The organism is Faecalibacterium taiwanense (assembly GCF_036632915.2).
GTDB classification, from domain to species: Bacteria; Bacillota; Clostridia; order Oscillospirales; family Ruminococcaceae; genus Faecalibacterium; species Faecalibacterium taiwanense.
Map to the genome: position 1 here is coordinate 1188565 of NZ_CP155552.1, position 14264 is coordinate 1202828.

At 52.4% G+C, this 14264-nt stretch carries 16 protein-coding genes; 13 read left to right on the top strand and 3 right to left on the bottom strand.

All coding sequences use genetic code 11. The features are described from left to right. The first annotated feature begins 12 nt into the window (after positions 1 to 12). Together PXT33_RS06060 and PXT33_RS06065 are read left to right on the top strand one after the other, a co-directional pair. Positions 13 to 249, top strand: a complete 237-nt coding sequence (locus PXT33_RS06060) for a hypothetical protein (RefSeq protein ID WP_005922522.1) — start codon at positions 13 to 15, stop codon at positions 247 to 249. A gap of 331 nt (positions 250 to 580) precedes the next feature. Further along, positions 581 to 1657 (top strand): hypothetical protein, encoded by a 1077-nt coding sequence (locus PXT33_RS06065; protein ID WP_345786146.1) that lies wholly within the window; start codon positions 581 to 583, stop codon positions 1655 to 1657. Positions 1658 to 1779: 122 nt separating this feature from the next. Here the strand turns inward: PXT33_RS06065 and PXT33_RS06070 are convergent, their stop codons facing one another. From PXT33_RS06070 to PXT33_RS06080, 3 genes are all read right to left on the bottom strand, one after another. After that, positions 1780 to 2121 carry a helix-turn-helix transcriptional regulator gene (locus tag PXT33_RS06070; protein ID WP_347070526.1) on the bottom strand — a complete coding sequence of 114 codons (342 nt, stop codon included), beginning with the start codon at positions 2119 to 2121 and terminating at the stop codon, positions 1780 to 1782. Positions 2122 to 2284: 163 nt separating this feature from the next. After that, entirely contained in the window at positions 2285 to 2764 is a 480-nt protein-coding gene (locus tag PXT33_RS06075) for a sigma-70 family RNA polymerase sigma factor (RefSeq protein ID WP_332376104.1), read from the bottom strand. Positions 2765 to 2906: 142 nt separating this feature from the next. After that, on the bottom strand, positions 2907 to 3707 hold the full coding sequence (locus PXT33_RS06080; RefSeq protein WP_097774724.1) for an SDR family oxidoreductase: 801 nt from the start codon (positions 3705 to 3707) through the stop codon (positions 2907 to 2909). A 519-nt stretch (positions 3708 to 4226) separates the two neighbouring features. Here PXT33_RS06080 and PXT33_RS06085 point away from each other — a divergent pair. The 11 genes from PXT33_RS06085 to PXT33_RS06135 all read left to right on the top strand — a co-directional run bounded on the left by PXT33_RS06085 (position 4227) and on the right by PXT33_RS06135 (position 14096). Continuing rightward, complete coding sequence (locus PXT33_RS06085) at positions 4227 to 6281, top strand: TIM-barrel domain-containing protein (protein WP_332376107.1); 2055 nt, start codon at positions 4227 to 4229, stop codon at positions 6279 to 6281. Positions 6282 to 6452: 171 nt separating this feature from the next. Next, entirely contained in the window at positions 6453 to 7970 is a 1518-nt protein-coding gene (locus PXT33_RS06090; protein ID WP_120080731.1) for a DNA methylase, read from the top strand. Beyond that, complete coding sequence (locus tag PXT33_RS06095; RefSeq protein ID WP_120080729.1) at positions 7951 to 8448, top strand: hypothetical protein; 498 nt, start codon at positions 7951 to 7953, stop codon at positions 8446 to 8448. The genes PXT33_RS06090 and PXT33_RS06095 overlap by 20 nt, the downstream gene beginning before the upstream one ends. A gap of 97 nt (positions 8449 to 8545) precedes the next feature. Beyond that, positions 8546 to 8758, top strand: coding sequence for an HFLK protein (locus PXT33_RS06100; protein ID WP_120080727.1), 213 nt, complete (start codon positions 8546 to 8548; stop codon positions 8756 to 8758). Between the two features lie 116 nt (positions 8759 to 8874). Then, entirely contained in the window at positions 8875 to 9252 is a 378-nt protein-coding gene (locus tag PXT33_RS06105; RefSeq protein WP_120080725.1) for a desulfoferrodoxin family protein, read from the top strand. Between the two features lie 203 nt (positions 9253 to 9455). After that, positions 9456 to 10439 carry a Gfo/Idh/MocA family oxidoreductase gene (locus tag PXT33_RS06110; RefSeq protein ID WP_332376108.1) on the top strand — a complete coding sequence of 328 codons (984 nt, stop codon included), beginning with the start codon at positions 9456 to 9458 and terminating at the stop codon, positions 10437 to 10439. 95 nt (positions 10440 to 10534) lie between these two features. Then, on the top strand, positions 10535 to 10744 hold the full coding sequence (locus PXT33_RS06115) for a hypothetical protein (protein WP_097770695.1): 210 nt from the start codon (positions 10535 to 10537) through the stop codon (positions 10742 to 10744). Positions 10745 to 11120: 376 nt separating this feature from the next. After that, positions 11121 to 11888 carry an EFR1 family ferrodoxin gene (locus PXT33_RS06120; protein WP_347070527.1) on the top strand — a complete coding sequence of 256 codons (768 nt, stop codon included), beginning with the start codon at positions 11121 to 11123 and terminating at the stop codon, positions 11886 to 11888. Between the two features lie 17 nt (positions 11889 to 11905). After that, positions 11906 to 12532 (top strand): alpha/beta hydrolase, encoded by a 627-nt coding sequence (locus PXT33_RS06125; RefSeq protein ID WP_332376111.1) that lies wholly within the window; start codon positions 11906 to 11908, stop codon positions 12530 to 12532. 32 nt (positions 12533 to 12564) lie between these two features. Next, positions 12565 to 12954 (top strand): C-GCAxxG-C-C family protein, encoded by a 390-nt coding sequence (locus PXT33_RS06130; RefSeq protein WP_005939676.1) that lies wholly within the window; start codon positions 12565 to 12567, stop codon positions 12952 to 12954. Positions 12955 to 13337: 383 nt separating this feature from the next. After that, complete coding sequence (locus PXT33_RS06135) at positions 13338 to 14096, top strand: cyclase family protein (RefSeq protein WP_332376112.1); 759 nt, start codon at positions 13338 to 13340, stop codon at positions 14094 to 14096. Positions 14097 to 14264: the final 168 nt, after the last annotated feature.

Here is a 14264-nt window from a genome sequence, read left to right on the forward strand (position 1 = left end):
GGTGAGTGAGCCATGCGAAAGAGTGCCCCCATTGAAGTGGTGGTACATTACCCCAAAACGAAAGAGGGATGGGACGAACTCGGAAAACGGGTCGCAACCGCCCACGCCAACTATGTGATCGAAAAAATCGACCGTCTGAACTGCCCCACATGGCAGAAGCTCGAATTGCTGCAGGCGGTGATCGATACTACCAAAGGAACTTACAAACCCAAGGAACACCAAAAGCCCGGCTGGCAGCCGAGCCGATAAACAAAGCCCCACGCTCAACATATGCTTTTCTGCTCTCACCAGAGACGGTCAGATTCAGAGGCAGTGTTGAGCGTGGGGCTTTTGTGCTACATAAGTCTTTTGAAATGCGGCTGACACAACAAAGCTGTTGATTGCTGGCAGCCAATATGGTATCCTATGGCATTGCATAACACTCAAAACAGTTTCGCTTTTTGCTGAAAGAGCGTATCGAAACCGTCCTGATGGAGCAGCAGAAAAAGCTTTTTGAAAAGTAAAAGCTCTTGCGTCCCGTGAAAAAAGAAGGTAATATAAATACAGAGCAAGACACAGAACGCAGGGAGGGATGAAAATCATGTTTTACGAGATCATGCACCGGGAAAGCTGTGTGGCACAACTCAGCACGACAGGGGAATGCAAGATCTGCCTCGAGGATTTCATGCCCTATGATCTGGTTCTGGTGGAATCGGATGATTTTGACGAGCGCATCAATAATGTAACGAACTTTTACTATTGGTGCGCCTCCCGGATGCTGACGTTGGATCGCACTTACGCCAAGGAAATCCTGAACAGTATCGGTGCATCTCAGAGTGTTACGGACAGGGAACGAGCACAAATCGCATTATCCTACCATTGTCTGTCTTTGCTGGATGTGTTCTGGGTGAAAGAAGAAAACGAGAAGATTCGATTCGAGGATATCAACCTTTTTGCACACTCCTTAAGCAATGCGCTTGTGGATATTGCGCTGCGGGGGCACCAAATGACGGTGACAAACGCCCATCTTCTGGCAAATGACCTGTCTACGGGCGGCTTGTACCCCAAAGCATGGGTGCGCAAAGAGGATGGATTCTATCTTTACAAGGATGGCGGCAGGGATGCGGTGGAACGTGAAGTGCTGGCAAGCAAAATCTGCCGGTGCTTTGACTGCCATCAGATACTGTATGAGCAGGGAATGTTTGAAAATGAGCCGGTTTCTATCAGCAAAATCATGACATCTCAGCGATACAGTCTTGTGACCTATGCAGCCTATGACGTCTACTGCACGAACCGTGATTGGAATACGCTGGATAAGATCTTAGAGCTGGATGCTCCCGGCTACTATATGATGAACATTCTGGATTATCTGGTGGGCAATACTGACCGTCATTGGGAAAATTGGGGTCTGCTGGTAGACAACGAAACCAATCAGCCCATCCGTCTGCATGACCTGATGGACTTCAACCGGGCGTTTCAGCAGTACGACACGCCAGAAGGCGCAAACTGTCTGACCGTGGGAAAACGCCATCTGAGCCAAAAAGATGCTGCAGTGGAAGCGGTGCGGAACATCGGACTGAACCAAGTCCGTCAGGTGGAGCACACCGTATTCTCCGAGCATCCGGCATGGAAAGCAACGTTTGAAGAACGACTGCGTGTTTTACGGAACGCCATGTAAGTCAGAGCAAATATCAGAATAATTGAAACAGAATGATTCCATAACGAAAGCCCGTCTGCGCTGCCACATATCGTGGCTTGCAGACGAGCTTTTTCGTTTGACCGGAGAAAAATTACCATACCTCACATGCGAAGCATAGATGGAAAATCGGAACCAAGGTTTTCCACCAGATGGCAAAAGCACTTCTGACTGATGGTCTTTTGTCCACTCTCCCAGCAGCGGATGCTTGTCCGGCTGACCTTTGCGTGGTCGGCAAGTTGCTGACGGTTCCAGCCTTTTGCCTCCCGGTATCTGCGGAGGAAGGCTCCTCCGCCCCGGTGCAGAAACAGGGTGTAGTCGTCCAGAATATCCTCCACCGGGATGCCGTAAAGGGCGGCGAGCTTGTCCGCAAGTTCGGGCGTGAAGCTGCGGTGAAATGCGCCGCTTTCCAGATCCCGATAGAGCCATTCCTCCATGCCCACCATGGCAGCAACCTCTTTTGCAGCAGGTCAAGACCATAGCGGCACCAACGCAGACGGTCCCAGGGGTCCGGGATGCCGGCGTAAGAATGGTACATACGGTAGAACGCCTGCGCCTCTACGGTAGTGCGGGGGCCTGCCAAAGTTACCTGCAAGATGTATAGAGGGGTTAGACCACAACCCTCACATGATACCTTTTGAAGTAGAAAAAGGTGACCGCTTTCCTGAGCCCAGAAAACCCATTTTGACGCATTTGCGCTGCTTTGAAAAATGAGTGGGTTCTCTTTTCCATCTGAAAGTGCGCTGGGGAGAGGATAGCATTTTCAATGCACCGGCTGGCGTAGGTGGAAAAGCGTGCCCGACGGTCAGAGTCGAAAGTATCCACTGCTTTCATCAGGCCGATGGTGCCGATGGAAATAAGGTCGTCCTGATCGCCGGGCAGGGCGTAGTATTTTTTTACGATGTGTGCCACCAGACGCAGATTGTGCCGGATCAGTTTTTCCCGTGCGGCAGGGTCACCGGCATGCAGTGCGGAAAAGGCTTCGGTTTCCTCCCGGGCAGAGAGGGGCCGCGGAAAGCTGCCGCTTTCCAGATGAAGCGCCAGAACCAGAAGCTTTGTGGCAAAAAATTGCAGAAGAGATAAAAACATGCCGACCCCTCCCCATAGTATCATAAACGGTTACTGTAATTTATGAAGGAGGGCTTGCCTTTTTTCCGGACTCCGAGGAGAACAACGCTGCTTCGTTGTCCACAAAATACGGATATGGCAGCTTTGCGGAGCAATGCGCCTGTTACCCATATATTTTCCCCACGATCTTTCCGCGTGCTGCGGCAGGCAGGAGCTTGCACAAAAGGCTCAGGAATTTATACTGTGCACCGGCAACATAAACGACTGCCGGGTCCTTTTTCTCCACAATACCGGCGATGTACCGTCCAATGCGTGCCGGGTCCATGCCGTTTTGCTCGTCGTGCTCCATCTGGCTGACGCTCCGGGAGATGCGTCCACCGTATTCATCATCGCCGAGAATGCTTTTTTGACGTGCTTTTGTAAACCCGGTGCAGATGTCACCCAGTTCTACGACGGTAACATGGATGCCGTAGGGCTTGACTTCGTTTGCCAGAGCGTAAGAGTAAGAAGAAACGGCGGCTTTGCTTGCAGAGTAGAAGGTCTGGAACGGAATGTGCGCTACGGCAGCAACAGAGCTGATGTTCACAATATGCCCCTTCCCTTGATGGCGCATGAAGGGGAGAACTGCTTTATTTACAGTGACTGTCCCGAAAAAGTTCACATCAAACTGCGCTTTGGCTTGCTCCATGGACGTAAACTCCACCGCACCGGAAATGCCAAAGCCTGCACAGTTGATCACTGCATCAATTTTGGTCTCTTTTTGGATGACCTGCTGCACAGCGGCGTTGACCGCATCTTCATCGGTCACATCGACAGACAGATGGGTAACACCCTCCATAGGGATATTTCTGCGGCTGAACTCATAGACGATGCAGCCGTTCTCCTTCAGAGCAGATGCCGTGCACCGTCCGATGCCGGAGCTTCCTCCGGTAACAATAACGACCTTGTTGTTTTCTCCCGCCATGATTTTCCTCCTGAAAATGTTGATCTGGTTCGAGTATACCGCATCGCAAGATGACTGTCTATACGGATAGCCGGATTGTGGAAAAGCACAGGGATCAACTTGCGCAAATTTTTACGCAGATTGGCCTCTCTTTTTTACACAGCCAATGCCAATTAGCGCTTGAAATCGAAATGCTGCGCAAGTATACTATACTAGCTATGCTGTACAAGCTTGATCAAAAATCAGTATGCCAGTTGACCATAAAAGACATACCAGAATTGAAGTGCGCGGCAGAATCAAAACCCTACGAGGATGAAAATGAAATTTGATAGAAGGCTTACAGATGAAATCTACACTTCCGATACGGTAAGGCTGGGAAAAATGCGTTTCAGGCCATGCGGGAGACGATCTATCATAATGGTGGTGTTTCGTTTCGCGGTGCATCGGGCGAGATGATTTTGCATCGTTTGGATTTAAAGAAAATTTTTATCTCGACAGGATCAGCATGCGATTCAAAAAACAAAGGAGAGGTGTTTTGCTATGATTTACAAAAAGCAATACGGGCAACCGTTTGATACCGAAAGTGTAGTGGGTTCTTTTTTGCCCATGATGGAAACGATACCCTATCTGACCAAGGAGCCGGATGGTTTCTCCTATGCCATGGAACCGCAGGATGTCCTGTATGGTCTTGGCGAAAACGTCCGTGGTATCAACAAGCGCGGGTGGGTGTACGAAAGCAAATGCTCCGATGACGGCAACCATACCGAGGGCAAATCCTCGCTGTACGGTGCTTATAATTTTATGATCGTGTCCGGCAAGGATACATTTGGCGTTTTTATCGACTACCCGGGCAAGGTGACCTTTGACTGCGGCTACACCGACCTGGATACCTTACGCATCACGGTGGCCGAGGAAAATTACGATCTCTACATCATTGAGGGCGAGAGCCTGACCGATATTGTGCACCAGTTCCGCCAGTTGGTGGGGCGCAGTTATATTCCGCCCAAATGGGCTTTTGGCAACGCCCAGAGCCGCTGGAGCTACATGAACGAGGACGAGGTCCGCGAGGTGGTGGCAAATTACCGTGCCAATCATATGCCGCTGGACGCTGTGGTTCTGGATATCGATTACATGGAGCATTACAAGGACTTTACGGTGGATGCGCAGCGCTTCCCGCGTTTTGCAGACTTTGCCGCCGAGATGAAAGCGCAGGGCATCCATCTTGTCCCCATCATCGATGCAGCAGTCAAGGTCGAAGATGGATATGATGTGTATGAGGAAGGCGTGAAAAACGGCTACTTCTGCACGAATCAGGATGGCACCCCCTTTGTAGCCGGTGTGTGGCCGGGACGGGTACACTTCCCCGATATGCTCAACCCGGAAGCCCGTGCTTGGTTTGGCAGTCAATATAAGGTTCTGCTGGATCAGGGGATCGAGGGCTTCTGGAATGATATGAACGAGCCTGCTATCTTCTACGCAGAAGAAAGACTGAAAAAGACCTTTGCTCAAATTGAGAAATACAGCAAGCAAAACCTGGATATTTCCAGCTTTGGTGCTTTTACCGGCATGGTGGCAGAGCTTTCCAACAACGAAAACGATTATAAGCTGTTCTACCACAACACCAAACAGGGGCGTATGCGGCACGACAAGGTACATAATCTTTTTGGTTATAACATGACCCGTGCGGCAGGTGAGGCTTTCGAGCGGCTGGAGCCGGACAAGCGCATTTTGATATACTCCCGTTCTGCCTGCATCGGGATGCACCGGTATGGCGGCATCTGGACCGGCGACAACCATTCTTGGTGGAGCCACATTCTGCTTGCGCTGCACATGATGCCCTCCCTGAATATGTGCGGCTTCCTGTACGAAGGCCCCGACATTGGCGGCTTTGGCAGCAATACTACAGAGGATCTGGTGCTGCGCTGGTACGGCATGGGCATCTTCTCTCCGCTGCTGCGGAACCACTCTGCCGACGGCACCCGCCGGCAGGAACCCTACCGCTTTAAGAACAAGGCTGCCTTTGCTGGTATTTTACAACTGCGCTACCTGCTGCTGCCCTACATTTACAGCGAGTACATGAAAGCTGCCCTGCACGACGGCATGTACTGTATGCCGTTGGCTTTCGCCTTCCCGGAGGATGACTTTGCCCGCCGGGTAGAGGATGAGGTGATGATCGGTGAAAGCCTGTTGATCGCCCCGGTATATGAGCAAAATGCCCGAGGTCGGTATGTTTATCTGCCGGAGGAGATGCTGCAAGTGCGGGTAAAGTGCAGCGAAAGCAACCGCATGGAAACCAGCGTGCTGCCAGCAGGCCATCATTACATTCCGGTGGAGCTGGACGAAGTGGTGTTCTTTATGCGCAAGGGGCACCTTCTGCCCCTTGCCAAGGACGGCAAAAAGATCCAGAGCGTTGCCGATGTGGATTTTGCAGATCTGCGCCTGCTTGCCTATGCTCCCGATGGTGCATCCTATGAATACTATACCGATGACGGCGAGACAAAGGATTATGATAAGCCGGAACATTTTGTGCATATCACGCTGGATGCGGATGGAAACGCAAAGAGCGATCGTGCTACGGTCAAAGTAGAAGGATAATCGTCAGTCATTACGCAGTTCCTACAGAGTGACAGCGTTTCAGCTTGAAATGCTGCCACTCTTTTTTGTTGTCTATATCACGGATAAAATGGCCATTCCATCTTGAAAACAGCGTAAAGATTTATTATAATAAGATAAATGGTTGTTACTTTTGCAAAGGAGGGCTGAATCATGGCAGCGCAGCGCACCTATCTGGCAATCGACCTGAAAAGTTTCTATGCCTCGGTGGAGTGCGTAGACCGCCATCTGGACCCTCTGACCACCAATCTGGTGGTGGCAGATGCCTCCCGCACCGAAAAGACCATTTGCCTTGCGGTGTCGCCCTCCCTGAAAGCTTACAAGATACCCGGCAGAGCACGGCTGTTTGAAGCCGTTCAGCGGGTGAAAGAGGTCAACGCTCAGCGGCTGCAAACTGCCATCCGGCAGAAAAAGGCGGTCCGGGGAGAGGATGGAAAATACCACTTTGCCAGCACCTCTTTTGATGCCAATGCCCTGAACGCAGACCCGGCGCTGGGGCTGAGCTACATCGTTGCGCCGCCCCGGATGCAGCGGTATCTGAATGTGTCCACCCAAATCTACAAGACCTACCTCAAATATGTGTCCCCGGCGGATATCTACCCCTACTCCATTGACGAGGTTTTCATTGATGTGACGGGCTATCTGCCCTATTACCACATGAGCGCCCACGAGCTTGCCATGACCATGGTGCGGGAGGTGCTGTACAACACTGGCATCACCGCAACGGCAGGCATCGGCACCAACCTCTACCTTGCAAAGCTGGCCATGGATATTGTGGCAAAGCATATCCCGGCGGACAAGGATGGTGTCCGCATTGCAGAGCTGGACGAGCAGTCCTACCGGTATCTGCTGTGGAACCACAGACCACTGACGGATTTCTGGATGACCGGCCCTGGTACCGTCAAACGGCTGGAAGCCCACGGCATCTACACCATGGGGGACTTGGCACGGTTTTCCATCCACGGAGAGGATCGCCTGTACGAGATTTTCGGCGTGGATGCGGAAATCCTCATCGACCACGCATGGGGCTATGAACCCTGCGGTATGGAGCAGATCAAAAGTTACAAGCCCAGCACCAACAGCATCAGCGAGGGACAGGTGCTTTCCACTCCTTATCCGTATGATAAAGCAAAACTCATTGTCCGGGAAATGGCAGAAATCTTGATGTTCCGGCTCACCGAAAAGAAGCTGGTGACGGAATCCATCACCTTGGAGATCGGCTACGACCGGGAGAACGTGGACAAGGGCGGTTATCGTGGTCTGACCCAGACCGACCGCTACGGCAGAACCATCCCCAAGGCAGCTCACGGCACCGTTCGATTTGATGCGCCCACCAATCTGGGCAGCACCCTCATCAACGAAAGTGCAAAGCTGTTTGAGCGCATCACCGACCCGGCGCTGACGGTGCGGCGCATCACCATCAATGCCAACAAGGTCACGCCGGACGAGGGCTTCTATCAGGTGGACTTTTTCACCGACACCAAGAAGCTGGAAAAGGAGAAAAAACTCCAGCAAGCCATGCTGGGCATCAAGAACAAGTACGGCAAAAACGCCGTGTTGAAAGCCAGCAGCTACGAAGAGGGTGCCACCATGCGACAGCGCAACGCACAAATCGGCGGGCACAGTGCAGGAGATTCGGCGGGAGGTTCAGATGGAAAACTACAAAAATAGCAAAATCGGGCGGGAGACCGCCCAAAAGTACGGGGATATCCTAGAGATGGAACGCCCCAAGACCGAAGAATCCCTCCGCAAGCACCCCCGCATGACCCTTCAGAACCGTGCCAAGATCTTCTCGCCCTTCTCTCCGCTGCGGGGCTATGACGAGCAGCTTGCCGCAGAAAAGCAGCGCACCGAGCGGGTGACCAAGCGCATTTTGACCGAGGAAGAAATGTCCGCTCTGTCCGATCGGCTGATGCAGGTCACCAAGGGCATGACCATCACGGTGCGGTACTTCAAGGAGGATACCGCTCACCCGGAGGTTCCCGCAGTGGGCAACTACATCACCCTGACCGGAAAAGCAGACCGCATCGACCCGGTGTTCCGCACCTTGCAGGTGGGCGACACCGTGGTGCCCTTTGAAGATCTTGTGGAGGTCAGCGGGGAGGGTATCATGGACATTGATGTGTATCTGGGCATCGGGGAAGAATGAGATGACAAGAAATGTTGAAAGAGATATTTATGGGACAGTTCTTTCGATAAAATAACCTCAGAAGAAGCAAAACACACTTCGGATGGAGGAAAATACAATGGCAAACGATGATTACGGCTATTTCGGCAAAGGTGACACGGGCTATGCCCAGTACATGACAGCCTTCAACCGCAACTTCGGTGGCTCGTCCGGCGGCGGTGGCGGCGGCCACAACAATGGTGGCGGCAGTGGTGGAGACGGAAGCGGCTGCGGCTGCCTCATCGCCATTGCGGTGGTGGTCGTGCTGGTGCTTATTGCCATGGGAAGCTGAGGGGCATTTCCACAGCACTGGACTGCTTGCGTGACCCGGTCACAGAAAATTTAACTAGGAAATGTTATCATATAGTCACAGGAAACACCAACAACATTCCGATGGAGGATTTTAATATGAAGGCAAAGTTTTATATCTGTGAGCACTGTGGCAACCTGGTCACCACCATCCACAACGCAGGCGTTCCGCTGGTCTGCTGCGGCGAAAAGATGAAGGAGCTGCTCCCTAACACCGTGGAAGCCAGCGGCGAAAAGCATCTGCCGGTGGCAGAGCTTTCCGGCAGCACCCTCACGGTTACGGTGGGTGCGGTGGAGCACCCCATGGTGGATGTGCACCACATCCAGTGGCTCTTTGTGGAGACCGAAAACGGCGGACAGCTCCGCTACCTCGTCCCCGGTCAGGCACCCAAGGCGGTGTTTGAGCTGGGCGGCGAAAAGCCCGTGGCGGTCTACGCTTACTGCAACCTGCATGGTCTGTGGATGACGAAACTTTAAGAAATAAACAGGCTCCTGCCAGTGGTTAAACGCTTGCAGGAGCCTGTTTTGGCGTGCAGCCAGAGGGATGATACCGGTGCATAGAATCTGTCCCCGGAGAGTTGGAACAAGCCCTCCGGGGACATTTTTGTTTTTCGGAAGCTTTTCCACAAGGGAAAATCATGGTATACTGGACCCAAAGCCATAAAATGGGAGGTACCGTTATGAAGTGGGGAATTTTAGCGACCGGCACCATTGCCAAAAAGTTTGCGTCTACGGTGGAACAGATGGGCGCAGAGGGGGAGCGGATTGTTGCCGTGGGCTCACGGCATCTGGAAAGCGCACAGGCGTTTGCGCAGCAGTACGGCATTCCCCGCTGCTATGACTCCTACGAAGCCCTTGCCGCCGACCCGGAGGTGGAGGCTATCTACGTTGCCACCCCCAACACCCTGCATTACGAAAACTGCAGGCTCTGCTTGGAGCAGGGCAAGCATGTTTTGTGCGAAAAACCCTTTACCATCAGCCCGGAGCAGGCACGGGAGCTGTACCGTCTGGCAGAGGAAAAGCACCGCTTTCTCATGGAGGCGTTCTGGATCTGGCTGCTGCCGCTGTACGACCGCCTGCGCCAGATCCTTACTGCTGGCACCATCGGGGAGCTGAAGCAGATCACCTGTCAGTACGGCTTTGTTGCCTCCGGTGCCCGGAAGGATCGCAAGTTTGATTCCGGTCTGGGCGGCGGTGCGCTGCTGGATATCGGCATCTACAATCTGGGCTTTCTGCGCATCCTCACCGGACAGGACCCGGAAAAGGTGGAGACCAAAGAGGTGCACATCAACGAGTACGGCACCGACGATTACAGCCGCCTTGCGCTGACCTACCCCGGCGGCTGCAAAGCGGAGTCGGTCCAGACCATCGGGCAGGAGCTGGAGCGCAACGCCCGCATCGTTGGCACCAAGGGCAGTATTTTCCTGCCGGATTTCCAGCACGCCGAGACCATGACGCTGGAAGTGAAGGGCAAAGAGCCGGAGGTCATCCGCTGCCCGGTGGACATCAACGGCTTTGAGTATGAGATCCGGGAAGCAAGCCGCTGCGTCAAACTGGGGCGTACCGGCAGCGACCGCTACACCCCGCAGGACAGCCTTGCCTTGACCCGCCTGATGTACGACACCCGCATGAGCTGGGGCATGAAGTTTGCGGGTGAGGTGTAAGCACACACCTTGCCGCAAAGGGCTTTTTGCGTGCGGAGACTATGGCATACGGAAAGCGGCAACTCGGAATTGATATAAAAAAGAAGGACACATAGATGAAAACAGTGGTTCTTTATAATATTATTTCTTTTATCATCCTCGTTGCTTTGATTTTTGTCTTAAGGATTGTTAGTAAGAGTAATTTAAGACAAAATCAACAACTTGTTATTAAAGTCATTGCAACTATTTTAATTGTTTGTGTGATAGCGTTCGTGCTTTTTATTGATGCAATAGCATTTGGCTTTATAGGACCAGTTCAAGATTAACAATTCCAGTTTGACAAGGAAGTGCTTTGCATGAAAAAGCGTATATCAAGGATTCTCGGTTTAATAATGCTGATTATAGCTATTGCATTTATAGTGTTTGCATTGAACCATCCAGAAATGAGTTTTCCTTGGAACAATACCATTACTTGGTTACTGTATGGTTTATATATTCTTGTGACAGTCATGTTGCTTATTGCGCCTAAGACGAAGAAGTAAACCATTCGCGTTTGTGGAGCGAAGCAGAACAATGAAAGCCCCAGTGGGGCTTTTAAGTGACAGAACAGTCTTGCGTAGCAAGATGGAGGGGCCTCGCCCCGACAAGTTCCAGTTTGCCGGGCAGACGGACATCTGAATAACACAAAATGAGGGAGCAGCCATGGTACTTTATTTTACGGGAACCGGCAACAGCCGGTATCTGGCACGGCGTATTGCCGAAGGGTTGGAGATGCCGCTTTACGACCTGAACGCCTGCATCAAGGCAGGGAATACCGCCCCGGTGCAGACCGGGCGTGACGTGGTGCTGGTCACGCCTACCTACGCATGGCGCATCCCCCGGGTGGTGTCGGAGTGGCTGGGCAAGACCGCGCTGACCGGGGCAGAGCGCATCTGGTTTGTGATGGATTGTGGCAGCGAAATTGGCAATGCGGCAGGCTATAACCGGCAGCTTGCAGCGCAAAAGCAGCTGCAGTATATGGGCACAGCTCAGATCATCATGCCGGAAAACTATATTGCCATGTTCAATGCACCCCGGAAGGAGCAGGCCCGGAGCATCGTGGAGCAGGCAGAGCCTGCACTTCAGAAGGTGCTGGCGCAGCTCAAGGCCGGGCGGGAATTTCCTCCGCCGAGAGAGAACCTCTACGACCGCCTTATGAGCGGCCCGGTGAACCCGGTGTTCTATCGCTTCTTTGTAAAAGCGGATGCCTTCCGGGCAACGGACGCCTGCATCGGCTGCGGTAAATGCGTGGAGTTGTGCCCCTTGAACAACATCCGTCTGGAAAACGGAAAGCCGGTCTGGGGCAAAAACTGCACCCATTGCATGGCCTGCATCTGCTATTGCCCTAAAGAAGCCATCGAGTACGGCAAAAAGAGCAAAGGCAAGCCCCGGTATCACTTTGAAGCACTGGAAAAGGAGCAGGACGTGTGAAGGAGAGCGGAAATTAGATGAAGTTTTTGTACTTACATGGGTTGGGACAAAAACCAAACAGTTGGGACAGAGTAATAAAAGAAACGAAGGTCTCGGATAGAAGCGCCAGCTTGAGCTTGGCAGAGATGCTGGAAGGAAAAGCGGCCACCTATAAGGAGTTGTATACTGCATTCTCAGAAGAGTGCAACAAGGAAAATGATGAAATCGTCTTGTGCGGGCTTTCCTTGGGTGCTGTTCTGGCACTTAATTATGCGATAGACCATCCGAATAAAGTAAAGGCACTGGTGTTAATTGCAGCACAATATAAAATGCCTGAAAAGCTATTGAAGTTCCAGAATATGCTGTTTCGCTTTATGCCGAATACAATGTTCAAGCAATTTGGCTTCAAAAAAGCTGATGTGATCAGCTTGTGCGGTACGATGACGGAATTGGATTTCAGGGATTCATTATGTAAGGTGTCCTGTCCGGTATTGATCGTTTGTGGGGAAAAGGACAACGCAAACAAAAAAGCCTCAAAGGAACTTGCCAGTTATTTGAGTGATTCCCACTTCCATGAACTTTTGAAAGCGGGTCATGAAGCAAACATAGAATCTCCGGAGGAATTGGCAACAGTGTTACAGGAATTTTATGATAATGTCGAATAAACTACGATTCATCAAAGAAAGAGGACTTTAAAATGAACATCGAAGAACGGGCGGCACAGGCTGCCGCATGGAAAGCTACTGGACAGTGCAACTGTGCACAGGCGGTGATGAAGGCATTTGAGGACAAGCTGCCGGTGGATGCCGACACCCTGATGAAGCTGGGCGCAGGCTATGCCGCCGGCATGGGCTGCATGGAGAGCACCTGCGGCGCACTGATCGGCGCTGTGATGGTGGCGGGCATCGTCACCGACGGCAAGGGCACACCCCGCATTTCTAAGGAACTGCTGCAAAACTTTCAGGAAAAGTGCGGTGCTACCATCTGCAAGGATCTGAAGGGGATAGAGAACGGCGCACCGCTGTGCCCGTGCCCGGAGTGCGTCCGCAACGCTGTTCTGGCACTGGGCGAGGTGCTGGGAGAGTAAGATGAAGAAGATCTTGTTTGTTTGCCATGGCAGGATGTGCTGGAGGGTTGCACCGCCCTGCTGGAAGAGCTGCGATAAAAGGGAAAGGGGATGACGAAACGTTATTGCAAGGGCGAACGGTTTGCTGACCTGTCGTTTGCCGGGGAAGTCTTTGATAGCATAAACCTATTGACATGGTGCGAAAATGGGTTTATACTATCCCCAACACAAGGAAGGGAGTGCAGACAGATGAAACATACAGCAGATGCCCAGCACAGACTACCCGGGCGAATGCGCTGCTCCCAGACAAATTCCCGGCAGACAGACTGAGAAAAAACAGGAAGATGCCGTTGTCTGGGAGAAGTGCCCGAACATACATCGTCACAATAAAAGGAGAACCGACAATGGCTGATTATAAACTGTGGAACGCACTGAAGGATGCTAAAAAATATCGCTGGGTGGAACTTTCTCACTCGCTGAACAACGAAAGCCCCTACTGGTCCGGCATCCCGGAAGGCTCTGTGGAGCTGGCAAAGACCGTGTGGGACTGGGGCAAGCCGGAACTGGAATGCCTGATCCAGACTTTCAAATTCCCCGGACAGTTTGGTACCCATATCGACTTCCCGGGTCACTTCATCAAGGGCAAAGCACTGTCCGAAAAGTATGATGTGAACGACCTGATTTTCCCGCTGGTGGTCATCGATATTTCCCAGCAGGCCAAGAAAGACCCCCGCTATGCTGTGACGGTGGAGGACATCAAGGCCTATGAAGCAAAGTACGGTCCTATCCCGGATGGTGCGCTGGTGGCTCTGCGCAGCGACTGGTACAAGAAGTGGCCGGATATGGATGCGCTGTCCGGCATCGACGCAGAGGGCAAAGAAAATGCCCCCGGCTGGTCGCTGGAAGCATTGGAGTATATCTACAAGGTGCGCAATGCCGCCGCCAACGGCCACGAAACGCTGGATACCGATTCCTCTGCGGTGGCGGAGGAAAAGGGCGACCTTGCCTGCGAGCGCTATGTTCTGGACAACGACAAGCTGCAGGTGGAGGTGCTTGCAAATCTGGATAAAGTTCAGCCTGCCGGTGCGGTGGTCATCGTTTCTTATCCCCGCATTGAAGGTGCAACTGGTCTGCCTGCGCGGGTCTGGGCTGTTACCGAATAAGAGCGGAGAAGTGGGAAAATGTCCTTTCCCCTGCCACCAGCGCCATGCTGCATAACCTTTCCACCCTTGGCATCAGCCTGCGCAGCATGACAGACCTGTTGGAGCAGAAGTCTTCCCTGTAAAAATGGTACGCCGGAGCGTCCGCAGATGCTCCGGCGTATCGAAATG